Genomic DNA, 24,635 nt, shown 5'->3' with positions numbered 1-24,635 from the left:
AAGCCGAAGAATGAAATGAGGGGGATGTCAATGGCGGCACCAGAAGGACTGTTTGTTCTGGAAGGAAGGCCCACGGCGCAGCTGATCGCCGATCAGTTGCGGGAACAAATCGTCCAGGGGACCTTCCGCCCGGGACAGCAGATCAATGAATCTGCGGTGGCCGCGCAGTTCCGTACGTCCAGGGGCCCACTCAGGGAAGCATTGCAGCGCCTGTGCCAGGAGGGTCTCCTGATCAGCCACCGTAACCGTGGAGTCTTCGTCCTGGAGCTTTCGACCGCCGACATCAAGGAGATCTACGCCGTCCGCGAGGCCGTGGAACTGGCCGCGTCCGACACCTTGATGGATGCCGGGCAGGATCAGATCAACGACACTTGCCTGGGATTGAAGGAAATCATCAGGGACATGGCAAAGCACGTTGCCGTATCCGACTGGCAGGCGATTGCACGGTTGGACATGCAATTCCACACGTCCTTCGTTGCAGGCACGGGCAATACCCGCCTAATCCGGATTTACGAGACACTCGCGGCCGAGTCGAGAATGTGCATTCTCAGCCTGGAAGTTGCCTACCCCCGCCTGGATGTGTTGGTTCAGGAACACCAAAACCTGCTGGACCTGCTCGAAGCGAAAGACAGAAATGGACTTCAGCAGGCCGTTAAACGCCACCTGCAAAAGGCTGTTGAAGATCTCACCGTCACGAGGCAAGACGACGAAATCATCGCCTAGAGCATTCCTCAAGCAGGATCCACAGTGAAGAGGTGGCCAGGTCCCATGGACCTGGCCACCTCTTCCCTTTTGCACTGTGGGTTGCCCGCCACGTGCGTAGACGGGACGAAAAGATACGCGCCAAAAACTTTCTGTAAATTGTCGATTATCTGCGATTCGGGTGGTTCCATTAGTAAATAAGAACATTAGGGGCGGTCCGATCAGGAGTCGATTCCGGCACCACCCCCCAGGGAAGCAGCGATGAAGACCAGAAGCAAAGTCCAGCGTGCAGTTGCAGGATTGGCGGTTCTGTTGGCACTCTTCGGGTGCGGCGGCGGCAGTGATCCGGCGCGGGAGGGCCCGAACACGTCGAATACGGCTGACATCTCCGAGGGAGTCCAGCCCGACGACGCCGCGGTAAAGCTCTTGCCGCAGTCCTACAAGGACAAGGGTGAACTCACGGTGGCCATGGATCTTCACTACCCGCCCACCACGTTCCTCGCCGATGACAACGTCACTCCGATCGGCCTCAACCCGGACATGGCACGGCTGATTGCCAAGAAGCTGGGCCTGAAGCTGAAGTTCGAGAACACTGCGTTCGACACCATCATTCCCGGTCTTGACGGTGGCCGCTACGACTTCACCGCCACTACCATGTCCCCCACGCCCGAGCGGCTGAACGTGCTGGACATGATCGACTACTTCAATGGAGGGGTTTCTGTTGCCGTGAGCGAAGGCAATCCCTTAAAAATCAGCAACGATGACATGTGCGGCAGGAGCATTGCGGTCACCAAAGGCTCGAATGCTCAGCTGAAGCACCTGCCGAATGTCTCCGAGTGGACCTGCACCTCCAAGGGCAAGCCCGCCATTAACGGCGTCACACTTCCCAACATCCAGGAGGCACTCACGCAATTGAGTTCCAAGCGAGTCGACGGCGTCTTCTACGACACTGTTTCGCTCGTTTGGGCAGACCAGCAGCAGCCGAGCACCTTCACGATTCTGACTCCGCAGGTGGACACGCGGTCGGATCACGTGGTTGCCATTGCCCTGAAGAAGGGCTCGCCGCTGACGCCGGCCCTGCAGAAGGCCACCCAGTCCGTCCTGGACAGCCCCGAATACAAAAAGTCGCTCGCCAATTGGGGCCTCGAGACAGGCGCCATCACCGAAGCGAAACTCAACTAGGGGGCAGTGTGCTGAAATTCCTTGGCCACAGACGCCAAACCACCAGCGGGAAAGACCCGGCACTCAAACCAAGGCTGCGGCGTCGAAGTGCCTTTGAATATATCGCCTGGATCGTATGTTGCCTTCTGGCCTTGGGCATACTCCTCTCCGTATCGACCAACCCCAACTTCAGGTGGGGCGTGGTCGCCAGGTACTTCACCCACGAAACCATCATCCGCGGCCTGATGCTCACCATCTTCCTCACGGTTGCCAGCATGGTCCTCGGAACACTACTCGGTCTCCTGCTTGCGATCATGAGGTCCTCCCGCATCAAACCCATCGCGGCCACAGCGGGCGTCTACATCACCCTGTTCCGTGGCACACCGGTCCTGGTGCAGCTGATCTTCTGGTTCAACATCGCCGCACTGTACCCGAACCTGACCCTCGGCATACCGTTCACCGACATCGGCATCGCGATCGACGTGAACGCCCTGATAGCGCCCATCACGGCAGCCCTTATCGGCCTGACCCTCAACGAGGCCGCGTACATGGCCGAGATCATCCGCGGGGGCTTCTCATCCGTCGGCAAGGGCCAGATCGAGGCCGCCGACTCGCTCGGCATGAGCGGTGCGATGAAGATGCGCAAGGTCATCATTCCCCAGGCCATGCCCTCGATCATTCCGGCGACCGGCAACCAGGTCATCGGCATGTTCAAGGAAACCTCACTCGTCAGCGTCCTAGGCGTCGCGGAACTGCTCCAAAGCGCCCAGCTCATCTATGCCCGCACGTACGAGACCATCCCGCTGCTGATCGTCGCCAGCCTCTGGTACCTCGTGATGACCCTGCTGCTGAGCTACCCCCAGTCCAAGCTGGAGCAAAAATACTCGCGCACATCCTCCAGGATTCCCCGTAAGGCGAAAGGGATTGTGCTGACAGCACCGGAAGGTATCGCCCGATGAGTGCCGACGGCACCATTCACGCCCGCGGAATCCGAAAGTCCTTCGGCCCCAAATTGGTCTTGAAAGACGTTGATCTCGACATCGCCAGCGGTGAAATCTGTTGCATCATTGGGCCCAGCGGGTCCGGCAAATCAACCCTTCTGCGCTGCGTTAACGGCCTGGAGACCGTCGACTCAGGGGTTCTCAAAGTCAACGGCGAAGACCTCGGTTACTACGAAACCGAAACCGCCTTCCATGCCCTCAGCAAGAAGGAAATCGCCGAACAGCGCACCAGAATCGGCATGGTTTTCCAGCAATTTAACCTCTTTCCCAACATGACTTCCCGGGAAAACATCATGGCCGGCCCCGTGCTGGTCAAGGGTGCTGACAGGAAGGAGTCCGCCAAGCGTGCCCAGGAGCTGCTGGCAAGTGTCGGCCTGGCCGGGTTCGGGGACTACTACCCGGCACAGCTTTCCGGCGGCCAGCAGCAGCGTGTCGCAATCGCCCGTTCCCTGGCAATGGACCCCGAAATCATGCTCTTCGACGAGCCCACGAGTGCCTTGGATCCCGAGAAAGTCGGCGAGGTCCTGGCAGTCATGAAGGACCTGGCCAAGAAGGGCATGACCATGGTGGTCGTTACGCATGAAATGGGTTTTGCCAGGGAGGTGTCCGACTCCCTTCTGTTCATGGATGAAGGCGTCGTCGTCGAACGCGGCGATGCACGGGCGGTCCTAGCCGATCCGAAAGAGCTCCGGACCAAGGCCTTTCTGGATAAGGTGCTCTGACCGATGAACGGAAAGCTGGTCATCATGGGCCTTGGTAGTTCTGACTGCCTGAATTTTGTTACACCTACGAGAGGGAGATAAAAGGATGTCAATGACGGCGCCGGAAGGACTGCTTGTGCTCGAGGGAAGGCCCACAGCGCAACTGATTGCGGATCAACTGCGGGAGCAAATCGTCCAGGGGGTCTTCCGCCCAGGACAGCAGATTAATGAATCCATCCTTTCAGGCCAGCTTCGGACGTCCCGGGGTCCTGTCCGTGAGGCGTTGCAGCGGCTGGCCCAGGAGGGGATCCTCGTGAGCCATCGCAACCGGGGGGTGTTCGTCCTGGAGCTTACAACTGGCGACATCAAGGAGATTTACACCGTCCGTGAGGCCGTCGAAACAACCGCCGCAAATACACTGATGGACGCCGGGCAACAGCAGATCGACGACACATGCCAGGTGCTGAAGGGAATCGTCAAAGACATGGCAAAACAGGTTGCCGTGTCCGACTGGCAGGCAATTGCGCGGCTGGACATGGAATTTCATACCTCCTTCGTTGCCGGCGCAGGCAACACCCGCCTGACCCGGATTTACAAGACCCTCGCCGCGGAATCCAGGATGTGCATTCTCAATCTGGAAGTTTCCTACCCCCGAGCGGACGATCTGGTGCAGGAACACCAGAACCTTCTGGATCTCCTCGCAGCAGGCGACAGAAAAGGACTACTCAAGGCCATCAAGCAGCACATGCAAAAGGCCGTTGAGGATCTCACCGCACCCACACAAGCCAAAGACGGAACTACAGGGGAAACCCCTCCCACTGACGTGGGCTAGAACCCCCTGAACAGTCTCTGCTGCACGGGGGCTCATTCGGGATTCGCCCGGAGAATTGGCCGCGGATAGGGCAACGAGGGCTGCGCCCTGTACTGACGTGCCTGCCTTCATTGGAAGGCACTGCTATCACCTGGTAATTGTCAACAATCGACGATAGAATGTGCCGGGGAAATCTTTAGGAATTCAACCAAGGCAAGAAGGACAACAAGACATGCGGCAGAGCCGTAGTGCAGCTATGTGGACATCCCTCCAGCGCGGAGACTTCGTCACTCTTCTCAGGCACGGCGTGCAGGCCCACAAAGGCTCTATCGATGACCGGACGGAAGATGGTCGAACGATTTGGGTCACAGACGGAATCGGCGATCGCCGACTGTTCCACATTGAGGATGAATACGAGTTGCTGGTCAACGACACTGTCTATTCCTACTAGGCACGCGGTAAGCCGCTGGAATCCGTGGGCAAGCAAGAGTAGCGTCGTATAGAACATGGCGATGCCGGCCAGCAGCATGACTTGATGGTCCGGGGGCGCCGGCGTTGGTTTTCATAAAGGGGCCGGGATGGCTGGATGGAACGCTGACACTGCTGCCGGACCTGTCGGAGCAGGGACGATCACCCTCGTGGAAGGCACGTCCTTCTGCATCTCCTTGTTAAATGGTGATATCCATCCCGAACATCCGCACGGGGTTTTCTTCCAGGACACGCGCATCCTGTCCCGCTGGAGCCTGACCGTCAACGGGCAACCGCTGGAACCGCTGGCAGCGCAGACGAAAGAGCCGTACAGGGCGCTGTTTGCCGCCCGCGTTACCCGCTCGGACGGGTACGCGGACAGCCCGGTGATAGTGGAGCGGCTGCGAGAAGTGGGCGCAGGGATCCAGGAGCAGGTCACTATTCGCAATCACTCGATCGAGCCCGCTGCGTGCGTCATTTCCTTGAGGGCTGAAGCAGATTTCGCTGACCTTTTCGAGGTTAAGGAGGCCCGGATCCAGCGGCGCTGGGAAGAAACCAGGGAAGTGGACGGTGATTCCCTGACCATCCGGGCTATCTGGCAGGATGTCCGGAAGGGCATCGTTGTCCAGGCCCCTGGGGCCGACGTCACGCATGACGCGTTGACGTACAGCGTGACTGTCGCGCCACACAGCCAGTGGAGTACTGTCCTCACCGCCGTGCCGAGCAACGAGGCGGCCAGCCCTCCGCCGCCGTCGTTCGTCCACACTGAGGGCGATGGTATATCCCCCAGGGACCGCCGCCAGCAAGAGTGGGTGGCGAAGATTCCGAAGCTACATATGGGCAACCAGTCCATCGAACGGACTCTCCGTCGCAGCTACGACGACCTGGGCGCGCTTCGCATCGAGGATCCGAACCACCCTGAGCGGGTTGTGGTGGCCGCTGGCGCCCCTTGGTTCATGACCCTGTTCGGCAGGGACTCACTGTGGGCTTCAGAAATGTCCATGCCGGTGGACCCATCACTGGCCCTCGGCACGCTCCAGACGCTGGCTGACCGCCAGGGCAGCGTAGAGGATCCGGTAAGCGAGGAAGAACCGGGGAAAATCCTGCACGAGGTCAGGCTCGATGTCTCAAGCGGTCTGTCCCTCGGCGGAAAGAACATCTACTACGGCAGCGCGGACGCCACTCCTCTTTTCGTGGCTGTACTCGGATCGGTGAGCCGCTGGGGCTTTGCCGCCGAGACCATCGCCGCGCTGCTGCCCAATGCCGACCGTGCCCTCGACTGGATCCGCAACTATGGGGACAAGGACGGCGACGGCTTTGTCGAATATGAGCGCCTCAACCCCCGGGGGCTCATCAATCAGGGCTGGAAGGACTCCTGGGACGGCATCAATTTCGCCAACGGCCGCATGGCCGAACCGCCTATCGCTCTCTGCGAAGTGCAAGCCTACGTCTACGACGCATTCATGGCGCGCGCCTGGATAGCGTACGACGCCGGCGACGCACGTTTAGCGGCCCAACTCGCCGACGAAGCGGCCCAACTGAAGAAGCGGTTCAATGAGCAGTTCTGGCTGCCCGAGCGCGGCTACTATGCGATCGCACTGGACGGCAAGAAACGGCCGGTCGACGCGTGCGCGTCCAACATGGGCCACTGCCTATGGGTCGGTCTGGTTGATGAGGACAAGGCACCGCTGGTGGCCGAACGGCTGATGTCTCCGGAGATGTTCAGTGGTTGGGGTGTGCGCACCCTCGCCAGCGATATGGGCGCCTACAATCCGGCCAGCTACCACAACGGGTCGGTCTGGCCCCATGACAACGCGGTTATCGTGGCTGGCCTCATGCGCTACGGCTTCGTGGAGCAGGCGAAACGGATCTCCACTGCCCTCCTGGAGGCTGCCGACTATTCGGGCGGGCGGCTGCCGGAACTGTTCTGCGGCTTCAGCCGGGAGCAGTTCGCTGAGCCGGTGCCATATCCAACGGCGTGCTCCCCCCAAGCCTGGGCAGCGACCACCCCGATCCAGCTCGTGACAAGCCTGATGCGCTATGACACCCATGTTTCCCGTGGCGGATTTTGGCTGGATCCGGTGCTCCCGGATTCATATGGCGACCTGCACATCACCAACGCGCCCATGGCTGGCGGCCGAATCACCATAGACATCATCAATTCCGTACCCTCAGTCCAGGGACTGCCCGACGGAATGGTTTTCCACCAAGGTCATCGACCATGGCTGGCTGAACTCGTGGAACAGGCGGGATTGCACCCGAAGGGCTAGCCAGCATGATTGCCACGGCGCTGTCTCCACAGGTCAGCTGAAGATCCTCGCCGGCTGCCTCCAGCTTGCAGTCCTGGTCCTCGACCCGCGGCCATCCGGCGAGCTCGGGAGCGCTTCGACCCTCACGTAATTAGCAGACATGGCAGCCCCGAGGATTGCGAAGAACACAAGGAGTGCAAGGTACGGCGCCGCTGCGGCGGCAGCCGCGCCAGTGATCCAGCAGGTGGCAAGCCGCAGCTTGCGGCGGCGGATGCGGGCGATCAGGGCCGGGATAAGGAGGAGCATTCCACCAACGCCTGTAAGGAGAGCGAGGACCACAAGAAACGCGCCGATGCTCGCCACCGGGACTACAACGTAGAGCACGAGGTGCTGACTTTGAGCCGCCCTGACCACCGCTTCTATCATGGCTCCACCCCATCCGGCCAAGGCAGCCGCGACAATGAGGGCCGCACCCCACGCCTCGCGCTGACTCATACGGCCGCATCCTGAGCAGGATTCACTAGGCGCTCCGACTCCGCGGATGGTCCAACCCAATGACCAAGGCCCAGAACGCGAGCCAGTACAGGCGGTGGCCGGCAAGCCGAAGGCCGAAATTCACCAGCCAGAACGCCGCCACGCCAAGGAACAAGGCCAGCGCGGTACCGTTTGCTTCCGACAGCTTCACAGTCCCCCGGCCTGGGCAGGTTCGTTCGAGTGTTTTCGGGCCTGAGCGTGCCGCCCGACCGTTGCCCCCATTACGAGGAAGACTTCCAGGAAGGCAACGACAAGCCAGGTCAGGACGGCTAATAGCGCGAACATGAACCCCACCATGCCGCCCGATAAGACCATCGTCACAGCCAAGACGGGCAGACCGGCGAAGAGAATCCAGCGCGTATAGCGGTACTCGCGGCTACCGGCCATACTCAGGAACGCATGCACCACCCAGAGAACGCCTACGACGACTGGCACCACGATAAACGGGCTCACCTGGATGTAAGTTCTCTGAGAAGGAAAGGCCCTGCGATGGAATGCTTGCTGTCGTACTCAACGAAGCCATATCGGAACAATGGGTTGGACGGGCGAAGCCTCAGGAAACGGTCCCCGAGGCCCACCCGGAGGTCATTGATATGCGCATACGGCTCCGCCGTGTCCCCCAACGTCATGGCTCCAGCCTATCGTCACTGAAGCCTGCTCTTGCCCTTCCCGGCAGCGCGGACGGTGGGCCGCTGCCCTCCATTCCGCGGTGTACTGTCCAGCACACTCAGGAGGGCAACCTGGGGTCCATCCCGTTGGCCCGCGCTGGTTGTCAACGTCTGTCCGGCCACAGGACCAGCAGGCCTCGTCGGTTTTAGAGGACGCCGGATTTGGAGACGAGTTGCGCCTGGCCCTCTTCGAGCCGGTATGAGACGCCGACCACTACGGCGGAATAATTGTCCACCGCGTCGAAAATCATCCGTGAACTGTCCAACAGCCGGCGCACGGTCTGCTTGACGTGTTCGATGACCATGTCGTCGACGTCCGTCTTGTCCTCACCCAGCGACTTCAGCACCGACGGTGTGATCCGTTCAAACAGGTCGCGGATGTGGCCCTGGGGCGCCTCCCCGGTTTCCACGGCTTCTTTCGCGGCGAGGCGGGAGTCCGCGCAGCCAAAGATGACTGCAAACGGATTTTGGGTGTTCACTAGCTCGCTGCGCCGGGAGGCGTTCTGGTTCGGGTGCAGCGAATCGCCCGAGACGAAACGCTCGTTGCCGTCAAGCAGGCGCTGCCATGCCTCGTACGTGCTGATTCTGCTGCTCACCCTATTTACTGTAGGGGCGGTGCGTATGCGGACTCAGATATGCAGGGTGGGCCGGTACATGAGCTCTTGGATGTTGCCGTCGAGCGTCCGGCTCTCGATCAGCGCCCGGTTCATCGACAGACTGCCGTGCGACCGCGACGGCACCTCGGACTCCTCCTTGAGCCGGGCGACGATGTCGACGGCGTCGCTGCTCACGACGGTCGCGTCCGGCCAGTCGAGGGGTCCTTCCAGTGTGCTCGACACCACCGTTGCCGGCAGGTTCCTCATCCGGGTGACCCAGGGGTCACGGACGTCGGACTCTTCGGTGCTCGAGGCCAGCATCTGGGCGTGCGCCCGATACGTGTTGGCGCAGAAGACCATCCGTTGTTCCGTGTCGTACAAGGCGAGGCGGCGGTCGAGCAACTCGGGGCCTTGCTTGCCCAAATAGCCGCCCCAGCTGCCGCTATGAGCGCCGAAGCCGTCGAGGCTGGAAAAGACGTCGAAAGTGTAGGTAGCGGTCATGATGTTCTCCTCGAGTGCGGTTGATCGGTAGGTGGATACAGACTTGACGCCGAACGCGGAGCTTTCTTTTCGGTCCTGCGAGGATGGGGAGGTGCATTCTCATCCTGTCGCCTCACCTGACCTTCAAGCAGCTGATCTACTGTGGGGTGCTTACGCCGCCGCACATCCCGAGGCCGTTGTCGCATCGTCCGAATACACGGTCGAACACTTCGGTGATACGAAACAGCTCGCCAACGAACTCCTTGGCATTGTTCTCAGCGGAAGAAAACGCACAACAGCCGAGCTCGTCGCTGACTTTATCGCCGGCGGCGACCAAGTGCCCCGCATCGGATCCCATTGGATAGCTTGCGACGGCGAAGGGCTACCCCGCACCATCATCCGCAGCACAGAGCTCCGTATCGGCCCGTTCACGAGCGCTGATGCAGCATTCGCTCGCGATGAGGGCGAAGACGACCTGACCCTGGAAACAAACATGGCAGCTTGAACACAGGCGCTACTGGACGCGTGTCTGCGCCGCAGCGGGACGTGCATGGTCAGAGGACGACGAGATCGTCTTCGAACGGTTCGAAGTGGTCTGGCTACCCGAACACGCGGACACTTTGCGTGCCCGACCACTAACCTGGCCGGCCTGATGCTGCTCGAGGGGCACCGCAGTCACTGTTGCACCGGCCATGGAACGCGAACCGGTTTGGACCGGTCGGCGGGCAAAACAGGTAGCGCATACTCAAGCCAGCGGCCGGGGCAGCGGGCTACATTTGGTCCGGGGTTGGTTTCCTTCGGGAACCGTTCTCGACGGTAGGCGCGCCAGTGTCCGGGCCAGCGGCAACTCCGGGCACTGGCGCCACTTCACCGATCCAAGCGACGGCACGGAGCGGCAAAGGTCTTCTGTTCGTGGCTGCCGCTCCACGTCGCCCGCGGGGCGTGGCGTCGTGGAGCGAGGGCAATCGTCGTGGAGCGAGGGCAATTCAGACGCCGGCAAGGCGCCTTGCGCGTGCAAGCTCGGACCTGGTGAGCTCAGCAGGTGTGCTGCCGTGAAGCTCCCACCGGGTTGACGAGCCCGTCCGGTCGGTGACGAAACCCAAACTGAGTGCCTTATCGATCCGCTCACGCACGACGTTCTCGTTTTCCGGCTCCGACACGAAAAGTACCCGGACACTGACTGTCGTACCGGTCCTTTCGACATGGGTGTGGTGCGGGAATGGGCAAGGTGGCGTGTGATTCCAGCTCCCGCAGAGCTTCAACGTGATCGCGGTTCCCGGGGCGTCGAGGTCAGCCGCTGAACTCATCACCAGGGTCGCCTGGTGGACGTACGCTGTGAGCGTTGCGCCATCATGCCAGCCGGGGGCAGACTCGGCTAGTCCGGGGCTGGTTACGGTAACGTACATCTCTTCCTCTCTTCATGTGACGATTGGACGTATTCCCGCGCATTGTCCGCCCTCGCCGGTCGTTCGTGTCCGCGGATGGCGAGGACATGCTCAAGGAGCGCCAGCTCCGGGTGCTCCGGGCGTGTCGCAACATGCCACCGCAGCCGTTGGCGAAGGTAAAGGTCACACCCGCTGTCCGGGGCCAGCACGCCGTCAATAATCTCTGTCGCCTGACGGCCGATCGCGTCCTCCAGCGCCAGTGCGGCAACCGGTCGCCCGGGGGCGGCCAGAGGACCCGGCCGAACGTCGGCCAGGTGATGAGTCTCCTCTGCGTGCATAGCCGGGACCTCCTCCCTGTTCGCGGCGACCAATTGGCCATTTCGGCGATCTGACGGGTTTCGTACAGAATCTTTGACCAATAATGTACGTCCCAATCCGGATGTGAACACGAGTACCCGCTACCCGTATTTCGCGCTTGCCGCGCAGCGGGAGCAGCAGAAGGACCCCGAACAGGCGAATCGTCAATCCGGCATCCGCCCGGCAGCCCACCTGTTTGTGCGGCAGAATGGGGCCATGTGCGGCAGATACGTTATGTCAAAGGCCACCGGCGACCTTCTCTCCGCTTTTGATGCCAAGGAAGTCGAAGGCAGCCCGCCTCCCCCGAGCTGGAACGTGGCTCCGACACAGGATGTCCCGATCATCGCCGAGAGGTTCGACGAGGGCACACTCGACCGGCATCTGCTCATCGCCCGGTGGGGTCTGGTCCCGTCCTGGGCCAAAGACCTCAAGATCGGTTCACGGCTGATTAACGCCCGCAGCGAATCTTTCCTGGAGAAGCCAGCCTTCCGCAAAGCCGCTGTGAAGCGCCGCGCCCTGATCCCCGCGGAGGGCTACTACGAGTGGCAGAAGACCGAGGACGGAAAGAAGATCCCGAACTACCTCTACTCGGAGAAACAGGACCTGCTCGCGTTCGCCGGCCTCTACGAGTTCTGGCCGGATCCGTCGCTTCCTGAGGATGATCCCGGCCGTTGGCTGCTCAGCTGCACTGTCCTCACCACGACCGCCCACGACTCGTTCGGCCATGTCCACGACCGGGCGCCGGTCATCATTCCGCCGGAAATGTACGGCAGCTGGCTGAACCCGGAAACGACCGAAAAAGACGAAATACAGCGCCTGCTGGATACCATCCCGGAGCCGGTCCTGACCCCCAGGATCGTCAGCGACCGCGTGAACAGCGTCCGGAACAACGGCCCGGAGCTCATCGAACCGGCATCCTGAGCCACTCGTCGGTATGACGGGTGCCGTGCGGGAACGTCGTACGCCCAGATCCATGGACAGCACGGACCCGCGGGTCCTAACGTGTGCAGATGAGTGAGATTCCAAACAATGGCTCCCCTGATCCCGACGACGGCCCTCAGGGGAACGAAGTTCCTGCCGATGCCTTCTCCCCCGTTGTCGACCCAAACCTGGTGCCCCATGCCGAAACCGCCACACCTGAGGAGAAACAGGCACGCACGGATCCTGAAGAAACAGGCACCTAAGGCACGGTCCGGGCTGTCCTGCATTGGGAAAGGAAAGGGATGGAGGGTTAGCCGAGCTCGATGCGCATGTCTACGTCGTTGGGGAGGTTCTCGAAGACGCTGAGGTCCGAGGTGATCTCTCCCATCTTCGTGAGGGTGGGAACGGAGCTCGTTTGCTCGTAGATGATGGTGATGCTGTCGAGCGGGTTGTAGTAGACGATGTCTCCGGGTTGCACGTCCGTATAGTACGGACCCGTCTCCGTCATGGGGGCGGAGAGTTCACTGATGTACTCGATGCCCTGACCAAGGGCATCGCACGGGGATACGGCAAGGACAACATCCTCGCCTACGCCGTTGCGCCCGGCTGGGTAGCCACAGATATTGCCTCCCACCTCTCCCCCGATGATTCCTTGCTTGACAGCCTCCCGCTGGGCGAAGTCACCCCGCCGGAGGACGTCGCCGAAGTCATAGCCTTCCTTGCCTCAGGAAGATCCCGGCACACCACAGGCGCCACCATCGACATCACCGGAGCCGACTACGTCCGCTGACCACCACCGATTCCCGCCGAGTCGCGATAAAATAGATCGATCATGATCGGTGCCCGGCTCCGTCTTCTGGCCTGGTTCGTCATCCTGGCGACCCTCCTCTCGGCTTGCGCGCCCGCGATCAGATTCGACGAGGCCACCACCGATCGACCGATCCAGACATCCTCGGGCCCGCCAGCCGCACGCGATGACGTCCCCGCTCCTGACCAGCCCCCGTCCCCCACCCCGACATCGGTTCCCACGCCTACCCCGGTGCCCCAGGCATTCGCCCTCAACCTCTACCAGGAGGGGGACTTCGTGCCTCAGTACACCTTTGAGTGGTGTGTGGCGGCAAGCATCCAGATCATGCACAACCTCATCGACGACACGGGAGCCGGCACGTGGGCCGATCCCGTTCAACAGGGCGAGCTGTGGGAGATGGCCCGGGCACGGTCGTCCAACTCCTTCAACGGTGCCAACCCCTTGGGTTGGGCGCAGGTGCTGACTGAGGTCGGGATGGGGCCGTACGCCGTCGTCAGCGTCGCCGACTACGAGGAAGCGCTGCAGACCGCGGCGCGCGCCATCGCCGACACGGACCGGCCAGTTGGGCTGGTCAATTGGCGCGGTCGCCATGTATGGGTGATGAGCGGCTTCGAGTCACTCGGCGATCCCGACCAGTTCCCGGAGTTCTCGGTCACCGGCATCCGCGTCCAAGATCCGCTCTACCCGTACGGCAGTGAGCAGTGGGGACCGTCCCCCGCGCCCAACGCCCTGCTCACCCCCGAGCAGTTGGCGACGCAGTTCGTCGTCCGCGAGCCGCGACGCTGGAGCAGCAATCTGCCGACCGGCTACATGCTGGTGCTGCCGCTCGCCGAGGCCTGATCAGACCTCCGCGCTCAGCAGCGTGAGCATCCCCGACTGCTAGACAAACACCCGAGGAGGTCGCCATGACGGTCACTTTCAACCACACTATCGTCTACGCAACGGACAAGCGCCGTTCGGCGGAGTTTCTGGCCAACGTGCTCGGACTGCCGAAACCCCAAGCCATGTGGTCATTCATGACCGTGCCCCTCGACCACGGAGTGGCCCTCGATTTCGCCACGGCGGACCGGCCCGTCTCCCCGCAGCACTACGCCTTCCTGGTCAGCGAGGAGGACTTCGACGGAATCTTCGCTAGGATCCAAGCCCGGCGCATCCCCTACTGGGCGGATCCGGGACGGTCCCGCCCGCAGCAGATCAACCACAACGACGGCGGACGTGGCGTCTACTTCGCGGATCCTGACGGGCATTTCCTCGAGGCGATCACGCGTCCGTACGGATCGGCTGCTGCATGAAGTCCTAGGTACGCGAAGGACGCTGACGATAGGGTTCAGGCATCAGTAGCCGCGCTATCTCGGGGGAAAAATGACACTGAAGCTATCGGCATCGGAAATAGAACCGCTGATACCGTCCTGGGGCATCCTGGGGTTCTTTCTGATTTTGAACGCAATCGTGTTCATTGCCGCGCTGGTAAGCATTGCGCGCAATCGGACACACACTTCTGGCGGCACTGTCGTTTGGGCTCTGATCGTTCTCGCGCTCCCAATTCTTGGCCCGATTCTGTGGTTCTTGATTGGGCGTAGGGACTCTTTTGGCCAACATCTACGGAACCAGTTGAGATAGCGGGCGGCCTCAACCTAGTTCTGTCCGACGTGTGGTAGCGCCATCTTCTGCCCGGATGAGGGTTTCGACGCGGGGTCAGGATCGCGCGTCCGTCTGCACTCGACTTAGGCGTTCCACGGCAGTCGGCAATTTCTAAGCTTCAGAGCTCCCGATAGTAGTACAGCATCGGGTCCGTACCGTCAGGTTCGGTGTTGGTGAACCCATGCGCCTCATAGAATCGTCGCGCCCCGGTGTCCTCGCCATCGACGTTGATTTCCATGAGCGCGCCTCCCCGATCCCGCAACAGATCACATGCAGCGTCCAGGAGAGCGCTGCCCAGACGACGACCACGCAGGTCCGGACGGACATAGAGTTCGTCAAGGATCGCAACCGGACCTTCGTACCAGACGTTCGGCCGGAAACTAAGCACCGCAAGGCCACTCGCTGGCTCGCCGACCAGCAGCACGACCACGTCTTCACCCGCCAATAGCAGCGTCAGCCGTGACGTGAGCACGTCTGTGCCAGGGCTCGGCGTCGAAAACTCGCCGTTGAAGTCGTGAAGCAGCTGTGCCACCACACCGGCGTCAGCCGTTGTTGCCCGTCGCGGCCTCGCCCCGATTACGGAATCATCAGTCGTCACGGCTACATCATGCTGGGCAGGTGAGCCGCAGTCCACCCTGACCCCTCAAATGCACAAACAGCCACGCTGGAACTGATCAACAGCCGGCCCATCAAAATGCTCCCAGAGCACTCGAATAGGTTATAGGGCTGACTTCCATGATCAAGTATCCGCTGGTGCAGCCCGCCGGCGGTAGCTGTAAACGCCAAACGATCGTCGCCGTGGACGGTCCGCTTGGACTGTGAGCCACAACTGAATACCTGAGCGCGGCACGGCCCCAGCCGCCGAGGCTGCAACTGGGGCCTTACTGCTACGTGCGCCTCGGACACGGACCAGGTCAGCCGCCCCACATGGCCTGGTTCAAGGGAGTCACCGTCATGCTTTCGAGCCGCGCGGTTCCTCCTTCGGAGAAGACCGAGATGCTTGTCGCGCCAGCAGCTGGGAAGACCTGGTCCGTGATGGTGGTCAGGCCGTCCTGGGCGAAGAGCTCCACGGATGCACGGTCCACGTACAGGCGCAGGCGGAGCCGGCCATTGATCAACTCGACCCGCGGGTCCTCTACCGGACTGAAGGCTGGATGGAATTCCTCGTTGCCGGAGTTGGTCCTGTCGATGGAAAGCCGTTTCGTGGACGGAGCGTAGCCGATCCGGGTTGCTTCGGTTCCGTTGTCAAGGACCTTCAGGCCAAACGACAACGCCGTCCCCGGAGAGAACTCGGCGTCAACTTGGACCACCTCCCCTGTGACTGGAAGTGTCGTTGTTCCCGGCGCGATGTCCTGGGCCGGCGCCGTGTACGTGGCTGCCGTGTTCTTCAACGCATCGGCCTGGGACACCACCTGCTGCCGCAGCCGCGGGCCAGTGGACGTCTGGGTCAGTACGACTTCACGCGGCAAGGCCATGGTCCCGCGCCACGTCGTGGAGGGAGTGTCCTGGCCGTAGTCCCAGTTGTTCATCCAGCCCAGCATGATGCGCTTGCCGCCGGGAGCATTGTTGAAGGACACCGTGGCGTAGTAGTCCCTGCCCCAGTCCAGCCAATCGTGCGGCTCGAGGTGGGAGGCATCCGAGGAAACGAACTCATCCGCCAGGATGTGTCCCCAGCCGCCGCGGTTGTTGTCCACGATTTTGATGGTGGCCTGGCTACCCTTGTAGGCGCTGACGTCCCAGGCTTTCCACTCCAGATGTTCGGAGTCGTTGCCGGTGGCGGTACGGACTGTCTGGCCATTGACCACAAGGTTCACGGTCGTTTCAGCGCTCCTGGGCTTCGCCAGCTCCGAACCCAGCACCATGTGGTCAAGCGTCAGATGGCCCCATGGCCCCGTTGCGTTGTCCACAACCCGGGTGCGGGCGATCTGGCCGTACCAGGGGGAAACGTCCCAGTTCTGCCAGTTCAGGTCGCCTGAATTCGTGCCCGTTGCGGTACGTACCGGCGTGCCGCCCGCCAGCAGCTCAACCTGGAGTTCCCCGTCGGTGGGGCTTCCGCCGTGGCCCCAGCTCATGTCCCCCCACCGTGTCCCGTTGGGGTTGTACTGGTAATACATGTGGTATTTCCCGTTGTGGAAGACGAGCCCGTTGGGGTCGTTCATCCAGTTCGCTTCCGGCGTGTAGTGCAGGTACGGCCGGTATTGCTGGGTGGCCGGGTCCGGGTCGGTGGCCTGGGCGGTACTGGAGGCAACGGCGAATGAGGCGGCGGTGAGTGCCACGGCCGCCCCGATCGACGTTAAGGCTTTGGTGCGTCTTGTCATCTTTGACAGACCTTTCGTCAAGGGCTTGCGTTGCAGTACGACGACGGCGGACCCACCCTTGGGCGACGTCCGCCGTCGTCGTTATTTATGCCGTGCGGTTACGGCGTGGCCCTGAACGCGTAGTTGGACGCGTACCGCACCACCTGGTTGCTGTCGCCGCTGTCCAGCACCTTGGACCCCGAGGTCGATGCATCCAGGACTACGGTGTGCACCGTGATGGCTGACACGGTGTTGTTGGTGGCGATGTAGTTGCCGTTTCCGGAAGCCACCAGGATGATGGTGGGCGTCTGCCCCGACGGCGTGACAGACCCGGAGGCAACGTCGTAGCTGAAGTGGTTTCCTGCGACGGTGTTGTTGCTGCCCGCTATGTGCACCAGGCCGAAGAGATCGTCCAACCCGTTGTTGTATGGCTTGAGGGGATCGAACGGTTCCATCTGGCGCAGGAGGTGGTTGGCCCCAACGAGGTTCTCCGTACAGCTTCCTTCAAAATTCACCATGCCGGGGTAGAAGGCATGGAAACGGTTGGACGTTATGGAGGAACGCGTGCAGTCCTTGAAGTGCACGCTGCTCTTGCTCCTCGGAAAGACATTGTTGCCCGTGACCAGCAGGCCCATGTGCCCCTCGGCGAAGATCGAGAAACCCACGTAGCCGGCGCCAATCAGGTTGTCGGTGACTTTCGAGGCCTGGCCCGAGCCGGTCAGCTCCACACATGATCCACATTCGGCGAGGAAGTTGCTGCTGACGCTCAGGGCGTCCGTATCCCTCACCACAAGGCCATGCTCGAGGTACACCATCCCCATGCCTTCGACCCGGCAGGAATCGTTGGCAGAATCGAAGCGGATGCCTGTTTTGCCGTTGGTGTAGTCGTTTTCGTTGGAACCGAAGGACACGCCGTCGAGGCAGAAGTTCTCGAACACCACCGCGCTGAGCCGTGGATCCCCGGTGCGGTAGACCCGGAAGGCGTCGGTTTTCCCGTCGGTGTTTTCCACCCGGACGCGGCTGCCGCCGGGATTGATCTCGTGCCAGCCTGAGGTGCTGCCGGCGTTGTAGCGGATGCTCAGGGAGGTGAAGCCGTGGCCCGATCCGCGGATGGTCAGGAAGCTGATGTCCACGTTGACGCGGGTTTTGAGGGAGTAGTCTCCCGGCGGGATGTAGATGACGGCGCCAGGCTTGGAGGCCTGGCTGGTCTGCTGGCTCTTGATGTCAGCGATGATGCTGTTAATGATGAGCCCGATGTCGTCGTACGGGGTAGCGGAGGGATTCCCTGGCACGCTCGAGGTGGTGACGTCGTAGACGGTGGTCAAAGCTGGTTCTCCTCACATCGTTGGGGACTGAACTCTGGGTGCTTCTAGTGCTTCTACAGGACGCCGATCAGGTGGCCGTGTCCCGACTGCGGGAGACCGGCGTCGGGCGTTGCGGCCAACTGTCCAGGTGCTGCGGCGGCAGCGCTGCCGGTGGCTGCCAAGGTGAAGGCAGCGGCCGCCACTGCTGCCGACGCCGTGAGAGCGCGCAGCACACTCCGGCGGCTGATATCCGGGATGGGTTTCATACGTTCTCCTTTGAATGGGGGTCCCCAACTGGGCCGTGCGACAGTTTGGGAAGGGGCCGAACGTTAACGGTGGTTTGCCGGCGGACGGGAGGGTGCGCCCACAGGCGGGAACCGGATGCACACGACGGATGCCAAAACTTGCCAAATCAGCCAAAGTATGCCAAAACGGTTTATCTGCCTGCGACGATGACTCTAGGGCTGCGCCGGCCCATACGTCAATGCCCAAAATCTTTCGCTTTGTGACGCTTGACACGTTCGGGCAGACGCCCCTAAGGTGATGCCAATTCGTTTTGGCAAAACGATTCTTCACCCCGCAAACATTCTTGCCATCCCGTTCCGAGAGAAAGTCGACAGCGATGTCCACTCGAAAGACCATCTCCAGGCTCGCCACCATCGGCGGCCTTTGCACGGCCGTGGCCCTGACGGCCACCGCCTGCGGCGCCGGGGGCCCGGCTACGTCCGGAAGCGCCGCCAGCTCCATCAACGTCCTGGTTGAAGCCGGTGGCCACGCCGAGCTGACCGGCGTTGCCGAACAATGCAAGAAAGACACCGGACTCGACGTCAACTTCGTCGAGCTCCCCTACGACGGCCTGTTCAACAGGCTCTCCAGCGAATTCTCGTCCGGTACCGTCTCTTTCGACGTCGCCGCCCTCGACTCGGTCTGGCTTCCCAGCTTCAAGGACGCCGTCCAGCCCATCGACGAACTGTTCACCGACGACGTAAAGAAGGACATCTTCCCGGCCTTGGTGAAAGAAGCCGAAGTGGACGGGCACTTCATCGGCATGCCGGCGTGGACCAACGCCGAAATCATCCTGTACCGCAAGGATCTCTTCGAGGACGCCAAAAACAAGGCCGATTTCAAGGCAAAGTACGGCTACGACCTGGCAGCCCCCACCACCTGGAAGCAGTACCAGGACATCTCTGAATTCTTCACCAAGGACGGCATGTACGGCACGGACGTGAAAGGCGCCGTCGAAACCGAATGGCTCGCCCACGTCCTGCAGGCAGGATCCGCCATGGTCCTGGACGAAAACAACAACGTAATCGTGGACAACGCCGCCCATAAGGAAGCCCTCGACTTCTACGTCAGCATGACAAAGTCGGCTCCCCCGGGCGCCGCACAGGTGGACTGGGCCGCCGCCCAGAACCTCTTCAACCAAGGCAAGACCGCCATGACCCGGTTCTGGGCCCACGCCTACCGGCAGATCCCCAAGGACGCCCCCGTCGCAGGCAAGGTGGGCACCGCGGCCATGATCGGCGGCTCCGCCGGGGTGGCAGGCGTCCCTGGACCGTGGTATCTGAGCGTCCCCAAGGCAACCAAGAACACGGACAACGCCAAAAAGTTCATCAAGTGCGCCTACGACAACAACAGCCTCGGTATTGAATCCAGCCTGGGCCTTGCTTCCCGGATCTCGGCCTTCGAAAAGTACCAGGACAAGGCCGGCTACGAAAGCTTCAAGCCTCTCATCGAAACCCTGAACGGGGACGCCACGGCCACCCGGCCCGCCACCGAGAAGTGGCAGCAGATCGTGGACACCGTGCTGATTCCCCTCCTGCAGAAGGCCGTGGCCGGCGGCGACACCGCAGCCCTCCTGGCGGACGCCAAGAAGCAGATCCAGGACCTCCTCAAGTAAGACTCCGCGGCCGGCACCAGCCAGCGCAGCACCGCTCGCAAGTGCGGTGCCGGCCGTGGCCCCAACCAACAGAAGAGAAAACCGTGCGCATCTCCGATCGCCGCTTCGCCCTTTACCTCATGACCCCGGCGGCCCTGTTCCTGGCAGTATTCGTGGCCTATCCGCTGTTCCGGCTCATCGCGGACAGCTTCTACAAGATCTCACCCATGGCCGGCGGCCCCCGCGACTTCGTCGGCCTGGACAACTATGTCCGGGCATTCACCTCGGAGGCCTTCATGGGGGCAGGCTGGCGCACGCTGGCCTACACCCTGATGGTGGTCACCCTCGAGTTCGCCCTCGGCCTGGGCATGGCCCTGCTGTTCACCACCCTGGGACGCAAATCCGAGATCTGGCGGACCGTGTTCCTGTACCCGCTGATGATCGCCCCGATCGTGGCCGGCCTCCTGTGGAAATTCCTGATGATCGACAACTTCGGCCTAATTGGCACCCTCCTGCACCAGGCCGGCATCCTGCAGAACCCGAACCAGATCGGCTGGCTCTCCAACCCGGACATCGTGCTGTTCTCAGTGGCCGTTCCGGACATCTGGCTGACCACGTCCTTCATGTGCCTGGTCCTCTTCGCCGGACTCCAGAACATTCCCGGAGACCTCATTGAGGCCGCCCGGCTCGACGGCGCCAGAGCCCACACCCTGCTTTTCCGGATCATCCTTCCTCTGCTGCGGCCCGTCATCGCCGTGGCCCTGGTGGTCCGCGGAATCGATGCCGCAAGGGCCTTCGACACCATCCTCATCCAGACAAACGGCGGTCCGCAGTCCGCCTCCGAAACCATGAGCCTGCTGATCTACCGGACCATGATCCGCTTCGGCGATCCGGGCCTGGCCAGCGCCATGGGCACCATCTACCTGCTGGCGATGCTCGCCGTCGCGTTCTTCGCGGTGGCCACCATCTGGCGGCCAGGAAAGGACACCTGATGAGCATCGCCAAAACACGCCAAGCCGGTGGAGGAACCACCAGCGGAAACGCCGCCCCGGACGTGGCCTACCGTCCCCGGCCCGCCGGCGTCGTGCACTCCAGCTCCAGCCCGAACAACGGCCCGGAGGTTTCGACGACGGGCGGCAATGGCCCGCGCCGCCGTCGGCACCACGCCGAGGGCCTCGAGGCGGGCAAGCGAAGCACCAGGACGCTGCTGTGGATCCTCCTGGCGGCAGCCATGGTGCTCTACGGTTTTCCGTTCCTGTACCTGCTGTTCACGTCCTTCAAGACCCCGATCGACACCATCGCCGTGCCGCCCACCATCCTGCCCCGGGAATGGACGCTGGAGAACTACACCAACGCCCTCGGCCGCAGCGGGGTTCTGGCCTCGTTCATCAACAGCACGCAGACCGCCATCATCAGCACCCTGCTGTCCCTGGTCCTGGCGGTCCCCGCGGCGTATGGGATCACCCGCTACAAGACACCGAGTGGCCGGGTGTTTATCATGGCCGCACTGGTCACCCGCATGGTGCCGCCGGTAGCCATCGGCATTCCGTTGGCATCGATGATGTCCTCCGTGGGACTTTCGGACACCCCGATTGCCCTCTCCATCGCCCACACCACCATCTCGCTGCCGCTGTCCATCTGGCTGATGTCCAGCTTCTTCGAAGCCGTGCCCAAGGACCTGGAGGAAGCGGCCACCGTCGATGGCTGCAGCCGGCTCGGCGCCCTGTGGCGGGTGGTCATCCCGGTGGTCTCCGGCGGCATCGCGGTCACCGCGATCTTCGCCTTCCTGGCCTCCTGGAACGAGTTCCTCTTCGCCCTCCTCATGACGGCGATCCGCTCCCAGACCACCCCCGTGGTCATCGCAAACTTCCAGACCCAGTTCGGACTCGACTGGGGATCCATGACGGCACTGGCCGCCGTCTACTCGATCCCGGTCATCCTCCTAACACTTCTCTTGCAGCGCAAGATCGTCGCAGGCATGACGCTCGGCGCCGTCAAGGGCTGAGAAACCACAGCACAAAGGGAAGAACCTATGTCAAGTAACAACTACTACGACGTGACTACATGGCCCGTCGGCAATCCGTCCGAGGACGTCGGTGAAGTAATCAACAGCATCATCGCTGACATCAAGGACCGGCAGACGGTCACCGATGCGAACAATGGAGGAAAGCCAGGCGCGGTGATCTACATTCCGCCCGGGGACTACCGCCTTCGTACGCAGGTGGTGATCGACGTGAGCTTTCTCAGGATCCATGGCTCGGGACACGGCTTTACGTCGTCGAGCATCCGGTTCAACGTGCCCGAAGACGAATGGCCTGACTTGCATGAGCTGTGGCCCGGAGGAAGTCGCATTCTCGTTGACATTCCCCTCGGCGGAGACAGCGGGGAATCCAAGGGAACCGCCTTCTACGTTGAGCGAAGTGGGAGCCCGCGGATCAGCTCGGTCGAGTTCTCCAACTTCTGCATCGACGGGTTGCACTTCAACCCGGATGGCTCGGGGATGCATCCGGAGAACACCTACGTCAACGGCAAGACCGGTATCTATGTCGCGAACGCCAATGACTCATTCCGCGTAACCGGCATGGGGTTCGTCTACCTGGAGAACGCCCTCACCATCTACAACGCGGACGCGCTTTCCGTTCACGACAACTTCATCGCTGAATGCGGAAGCTGCATCGAGCTGCGCGGGTGGGGACAGGCGTCAAAGATCACCGACAACTTGGTCGGAGCAGGCTTCAAAGGCCATTCGATCTACGCCGAGAACCATGGCGGGCTCCTGATAACCGCGAACAACATCTTCCCCCGTGGTGCGAGCAGCGTCCATCTCAACGGCGTCACGCGTTCCAGCGTCACCAACAACCGTTTGCATTCGTTCTACCCAGGGATGTTGATTCTCGCAGCGAATAGTTCGGAGAACCTCGTTGCCACGAATCATTTCTTGCGTGACCATGAGCCCTGGACGCCCTTCCTGGGAGTCGACAACGGACTGGACGACCTCAATGGACTTCTCTGTGTCAGCGGCAGCAACAACTCTGTCATCGGCAACCACTTCTCCGAGATCATCGACTCACAGAGCATCCGGCCGGCAGGTGCAACGCCTGTCATCATCCGGCTGATAGCGGGGGTTGGCAACTTCGTCTCCACCAACCACGTGGTAGCGAAGGACGTTCAATCCAACTCAAGTGACTCCTGCTTCGAGGCTCAGGTGGACGCCCTGTTGACGACCGGAGCTTCGGACGGCCTCGCCGTTACGGCCGTCATGGTCGATTCCGAATCAGCCCGGAATACGATCCTTGATTCCGGAAGTGACGCCCAAGTTATCGCAGACAGGGCTCTTAACGCCTTTAGGGCCACACCAACAACCAAGGCAGCGACTATTCCTCGGTAGCCTACTGGTATCAAACCGGAAAGCACGCGGATCACGCCGAACTGCCGCCCGTCGAGGACAGGCTTCCGCGCCGCTGGCCGGAGTACGGCCTCTGGGACGAATAAGCCGAACGTAGGATGAGCACTAACACCATGAGGACGTGGGAGACCAAATGACCAATAGATCAGTCGGTATCAAGGATGTGGCGGCCGCGGCCGGGGTCTCTGTCACGACCGTCTCCCACGTCCTCAATGACGTTGCCTACGCCCGAGTGGGCGCAGGAACGAGAGAACGGGTCCACGAAGCGGCCCAACGGCTGGGCTACGGGCCCAACCGGCTCGCCCAGGCCCTGCGCACTCAACGCTCCGGGATGATCGGGTTCATCAGCGAGGAAATCGCCACCACCCCGCACGCAGGCAGGATCATCCTCGGGGCCGAGGAAACGGCCCGGGCCCGCGGGTACCGCATCATGATCATCAACTCCACCAGCACCAGCTCCCAGGATTCCAAGGAAAGCCAGGTGGCGGATCTGCTGGACCGGCAGGTGGACGGCATCCTGTACGCCACGATGTATCACCGGAAGCTGGCTGTCCCCCGGAACCTGACCGGACTGCCGGCAGTCCTGGTGGACTCCGAAGACATCAGCCACACTGTTTCCTCCGTCATCCCCGACGAAGTGGGCGGCGCACGGTCGGCCGTGCAAACCCTGATCGACGCCGGGCACACGCGGATCGGCATGCTCAATAACACCGACGACGTGCCAGCAACTCACTCCCGGCTCAAGGCCTTCAAGGACACGCTGGCAGATGCCGGGCTGCCGTTCCACGAAGAACTGGTCCAGTCCGAGCATTCGGAGGTGCCTGGCGGCCACCAAGCGGCCCTGCGCCTGCTGACACCCCAAAACCGGCCCACGGCCGTGTTCTGCTACAACGACCGCATGGCCATGGGCGCGTACCGGGCCGCCGGGGAACTTGGTCTGAGGATTCCGGACGACATTTCCTTCGTCGGTTTCGACAACCAACAACTCATCGCCGAGAACCTCTACCCCGCACTGACAACCGTCGCCCTGCCCCACTACGAAATGGGCGCATGGGCAACCGAGAACCTGATCGACGCGATCGAGGGAAAAACTGACCTGCAGCTGTTCGCCGCTCGCCCGACCCTTCTTCCCTGTCCCATGGTTCTTCGCGATTCCGTCGCCTCCCCCAAAACATAAGCGAACTTTGAGTAGAGCAGCACCGGACTCACCTACTCGCGCCAACACCTGACCTCGAACGCGTCCAGTAGAGGACGCGCCCAACCTTC

General features: G+C 61.8%; 28 protein-coding genes and 1 pseudogene. 18 read left to right on the top strand and 11 right to left on the bottom strand.

Features of this window, described 5'->3' with window-relative positions:
* Positions 1–30: 30 nt before the first annotated feature.
* From J2S97_RS03520 to J2S97_RS03500, 5 genes are all read left to right on the top strand, one after another.
* Positions 31–723 carry a GntR family transcriptional regulator gene (locus J2S97_RS03520; protein WP_307046648.1) on the top strand — a complete coding sequence of 231 codons (693 nt, stop codon included), beginning with the start codon at positions 31–33 and terminating at the stop codon, positions 721–723.
* 240 nt (positions 724–963) lie between these two features.
* Positions 964–1,884 (top strand): ABC transporter substrate-binding protein, encoded by a 921-nt coding sequence (locus J2S97_RS03515; protein WP_307046646.1) that lies wholly within the window; start codon positions 964–966, stop codon positions 1,882–1,884.
* Between the two features lie 131 nt (positions 1,885–2,015).
* Positions 2,016–2,822 (top strand): amino acid ABC transporter permease, encoded by an 807-nt coding sequence (locus J2S97_RS03510; RefSeq protein WP_307046644.1) that lies wholly within the window; start codon positions 2,016–2,018, stop codon positions 2,820–2,822.
* A complete protein-coding gene (locus tag J2S97_RS03505; protein WP_307046642.1) occupies positions 2,819–3,586 on the top strand; it encodes an amino acid ABC transporter ATP-binding protein in 768 nt (255 codons plus the stop codon). The genes J2S97_RS03510 and J2S97_RS03505 overlap by 4 nt, the downstream gene beginning before the upstream one ends.
* A gap of 91 nt (positions 3,587–3,677) precedes the next feature.
* Positions 3,678–4,397: a GntR family transcriptional regulator gene (locus tag J2S97_RS03500; RefSeq protein ID WP_307046641.1), complete on the top strand. Its 720-nt coding sequence runs from the start codon at positions 3,678–3,680 to the stop codon at positions 4,395–4,397.
* Positions 4,398–4,572: 175 nt separating this feature from the next.
* Here the strand turns inward: J2S97_RS03500 and J2S97_RS03495 are convergent, their stop codons facing one another.
* Positions 4,573–4,905: a hypothetical protein gene (locus J2S97_RS03495; protein WP_307046639.1), complete on the bottom strand. Its 333-nt coding sequence runs from the start codon at positions 4,903–4,905 to the stop codon at positions 4,573–4,575.
* Positions 4,906–4,954: 49 nt separating this feature from the next.
* Between J2S97_RS03495 and J2S97_RS03490 the strand changes: the two genes are divergently transcribed.
* On the top strand, positions 4,955–7,114 hold the full coding sequence (locus tag J2S97_RS03490; protein ID WP_307046637.1) for an amylo-alpha-1,6-glucosidase: 2,160 nt from the start codon (positions 4,955–4,957) through the stop codon (positions 7,112–7,114).
* A 33-nt stretch (positions 7,115–7,147) separates the two neighbouring features.
* Here the strand turns inward: J2S97_RS03490 and J2S97_RS03485 are convergent, their stop codons facing one another.
* From J2S97_RS03485 to J2S97_RS03465, 5 genes are all read right to left on the bottom strand, one after another.
* Positions 7,148–7,588 carry a hypothetical protein gene (locus J2S97_RS03485; RefSeq protein ID WP_307046635.1) on the bottom strand — a complete coding sequence of 147 codons (441 nt, stop codon included), beginning with the start codon at positions 7,586–7,588 and terminating at the stop codon, positions 7,148–7,150.
* 25 nt (positions 7,589–7,613) lie between these two features.
* Complete coding sequence (locus J2S97_RS03480) at positions 7,614–7,778, bottom strand: hypothetical protein (RefSeq protein ID WP_307046633.1); 165 nt, start codon at positions 7,776–7,778, stop codon at positions 7,614–7,616.
* Complete coding sequence (locus J2S97_RS03475) at positions 7,775–8,080, bottom strand: hypothetical protein (protein ID WP_307046631.1); 306 nt, start codon at positions 8,078–8,080, stop codon at positions 7,775–7,777. Before J2S97_RS03475 ends, J2S97_RS03480 begins: the two co-directional genes overlap by 4 nt.
* A gap of 361 nt (positions 8,081–8,441) precedes the next feature.
* Positions 8,442–8,891: a carbonic anhydrase gene (locus J2S97_RS03470; protein WP_307046629.1), complete on the bottom strand. Its 450-nt coding sequence runs from the start codon at positions 8,889–8,891 to the stop codon at positions 8,442–8,444.
* Between the two features lie 33 nt (positions 8,892–8,924).
* Positions 8,925–9,392 carry a deaminase gene (locus J2S97_RS03465; protein WP_307046627.1) on the bottom strand — a complete coding sequence of 156 codons (468 nt, stop codon included), beginning with the start codon at positions 9,390–9,392 and terminating at the stop codon, positions 8,925–8,927.
* A 91-nt stretch (positions 9,393–9,483) separates the two neighbouring features.
* Here J2S97_RS03465 and J2S97_RS03460 point away from each other — a divergent pair.
* From J2S97_RS03460 to J2S97_RS03450, 3 genes and pseudogenes are all read left to right on the top strand, one after another.
* Positions 9,484–10,024: pseudogene (locus J2S97_RS03460) on the top strand (ASCH domain-containing protein).
* A gap of 1,305 nt (positions 10,025–11,329) precedes the next feature.
* Positions 11,330–12,034, top strand: a complete 705-nt coding sequence (locus J2S97_RS03455; protein WP_307047730.1) for an SOS response-associated peptidase — start codon at positions 11,330–11,332, stop codon at positions 12,032–12,034.
* A gap of 89 nt (positions 12,035–12,123) precedes the next feature.
* Positions 12,124–12,297 (top strand): hypothetical protein, encoded by a 174-nt coding sequence (locus J2S97_RS03450; protein WP_307046625.1) that lies wholly within the window; start codon positions 12,124–12,126, stop codon positions 12,295–12,297.
* Positions 12,298–12,344: 47 nt separating this feature from the next.
* Here J2S97_RS03450 and J2S97_RS03445 read toward each other — a convergent pair whose 3' ends face one another.
* On the bottom strand, positions 12,345–12,542 hold the full coding sequence (locus J2S97_RS03445; protein ID WP_307046622.1) for a cyclophilin-like fold protein: 198 nt from the start codon (positions 12,540–12,542) through the stop codon (positions 12,345–12,347).
* Here J2S97_RS03445 and J2S97_RS03440 point away from each other — a divergent pair.
* From J2S97_RS03440 to J2S97_RS03425, 4 genes are all read left to right on the top strand, one after another.
* Complete coding sequence (locus J2S97_RS03440) at positions 12,507–12,824, top strand: SDR family oxidoreductase (protein ID WP_307046619.1); 318 nt, start codon at positions 12,507–12,509, stop codon at positions 12,822–12,824. The two genes, J2S97_RS03445 and J2S97_RS03440, sit on opposite strands and share 36 nt — an antisense overlap.
* A gap of 249 nt (positions 12,825–13,073) precedes the next feature.
* Entirely contained in the window at positions 13,074–13,682 is a 609-nt protein-coding gene (locus J2S97_RS03435) for a hypothetical protein (protein ID WP_307046617.1), read from the top strand.
* A gap of 65 nt (positions 13,683–13,747) precedes the next feature.
* Positions 13,748–14,134 carry a VOC family protein gene (locus tag J2S97_RS03430; RefSeq protein WP_307046615.1) on the top strand — a complete coding sequence of 129 codons (387 nt, stop codon included), beginning with the start codon at positions 13,748–13,750 and terminating at the stop codon, positions 14,132–14,134.
* 70 nt (positions 14,135–14,204) lie between these two features.
* Positions 14,205–14,462: a PLDc N-terminal domain-containing protein gene (locus J2S97_RS03425; protein ID WP_307046613.1), complete on the top strand. Its 258-nt coding sequence runs from the start codon at positions 14,205–14,207 to the stop codon at positions 14,460–14,462.
* Between the two features lie 139 nt (positions 14,463–14,601).
* Here the strand turns inward: J2S97_RS03425 and J2S97_RS03420 are convergent, their stop codons facing one another.
* From J2S97_RS03420 to J2S97_RS03405, 4 genes are all read right to left on the bottom strand, one after another.
* A complete protein-coding gene (locus J2S97_RS03420; RefSeq protein WP_307047728.1) occupies positions 14,602–15,060 on the bottom strand; it encodes a GNAT family N-acetyltransferase in 459 nt (152 codons plus the stop codon).
* 337 nt (positions 15,061–15,397) lie between these two features.
* Positions 15,398–16,801 (bottom strand): glycoside hydrolase family 32 protein, encoded by a 1,404-nt coding sequence (locus tag J2S97_RS03415; protein ID WP_307046611.1) that lies wholly within the window; start codon positions 16,799–16,801, stop codon positions 15,398–15,400.
* Between the two features lie 98 nt (positions 16,802–16,899).
* A complete protein-coding gene (locus tag J2S97_RS03410) occupies positions 16,900–18,105 on the bottom strand; it encodes a NosD domain-containing protein (RefSeq protein ID WP_307046609.1) in 1,206 nt (401 codons plus the stop codon).
* Positions 18,106–18,158: 53 nt separating this feature from the next.
* Positions 18,159–18,350, bottom strand: coding sequence for a hypothetical protein (locus tag J2S97_RS03405; RefSeq protein WP_307046607.1), 192 nt, complete (start codon positions 18,348–18,350; stop codon positions 18,159–18,161).
* Between the two features lie 356 nt (positions 18,351–18,706).
* Between J2S97_RS03405 and J2S97_RS03400 the strand changes: the two genes are divergently transcribed.
* The 5 genes from J2S97_RS03400 to J2S97_RS03380 all read left to right on the top strand — a co-directional run bounded on the left by J2S97_RS03400 (position 18,707) and on the right by J2S97_RS03380 (position 24,546).
* A complete protein-coding gene (locus J2S97_RS03400; RefSeq protein ID WP_307046605.1) occupies positions 18,707–19,984 on the top strand; it encodes an ABC transporter substrate-binding protein in 1,278 nt (425 codons plus the stop codon).
* Positions 19,985–20,067: 83 nt separating this feature from the next.
* Positions 20,068–20,955: a carbohydrate ABC transporter permease gene (locus J2S97_RS03395; RefSeq protein ID WP_307046603.1), complete on the top strand. Its 888-nt coding sequence runs from the start codon at positions 20,068–20,070 to the stop codon at positions 20,953–20,955.
* The gene (locus J2S97_RS03390; protein ID WP_307046601.1) at positions 20,955–21,968 is read left to right on the top strand and encodes a carbohydrate ABC transporter permease; all 1,014 of its coding nucleotides are present in this window, start codon (positions 20,955–20,957) and stop codon (positions 21,966–21,968) included. Before J2S97_RS03395 ends, J2S97_RS03390 begins: the two co-directional genes overlap by 1 nt.
* Positions 21,969–21,995: 27 nt before the next feature.
* Positions 21,996–23,351 carry a right-handed parallel beta-helix repeat-containing protein gene (locus J2S97_RS03385; protein WP_307046599.1) on the top strand — a complete coding sequence of 452 codons (1,356 nt, stop codon included), beginning with the start codon at positions 21,996–21,998 and terminating at the stop codon, positions 23,349–23,351.
* A gap of 151 nt (positions 23,352–23,502) precedes the next feature.
* The gene (locus J2S97_RS03380) at positions 23,503–24,546 is read left to right on the top strand and encodes a LacI family DNA-binding transcriptional regulator (RefSeq protein WP_307046597.1); all 1,044 of its coding nucleotides are present in this window, start codon (positions 23,503–23,505) and stop codon (positions 24,544–24,546) included.
* Positions 24,547–24,635: the final 89 nt, after the last annotated feature.

This window comes from Arthrobacter oryzae, from assembly GCF_030812315.1.
In the GTDB taxonomy this organism is placed as follows: Bacteria; Actinomycetota; Actinomycetes; order Actinomycetales; family Micrococcaceae; genus Arthrobacter; species Arthrobacter oryzae_B.
Note: the sequence above shows the minus strand (reverse complement) of the source record. Positions and strands in the feature narration are given on the sequence as shown.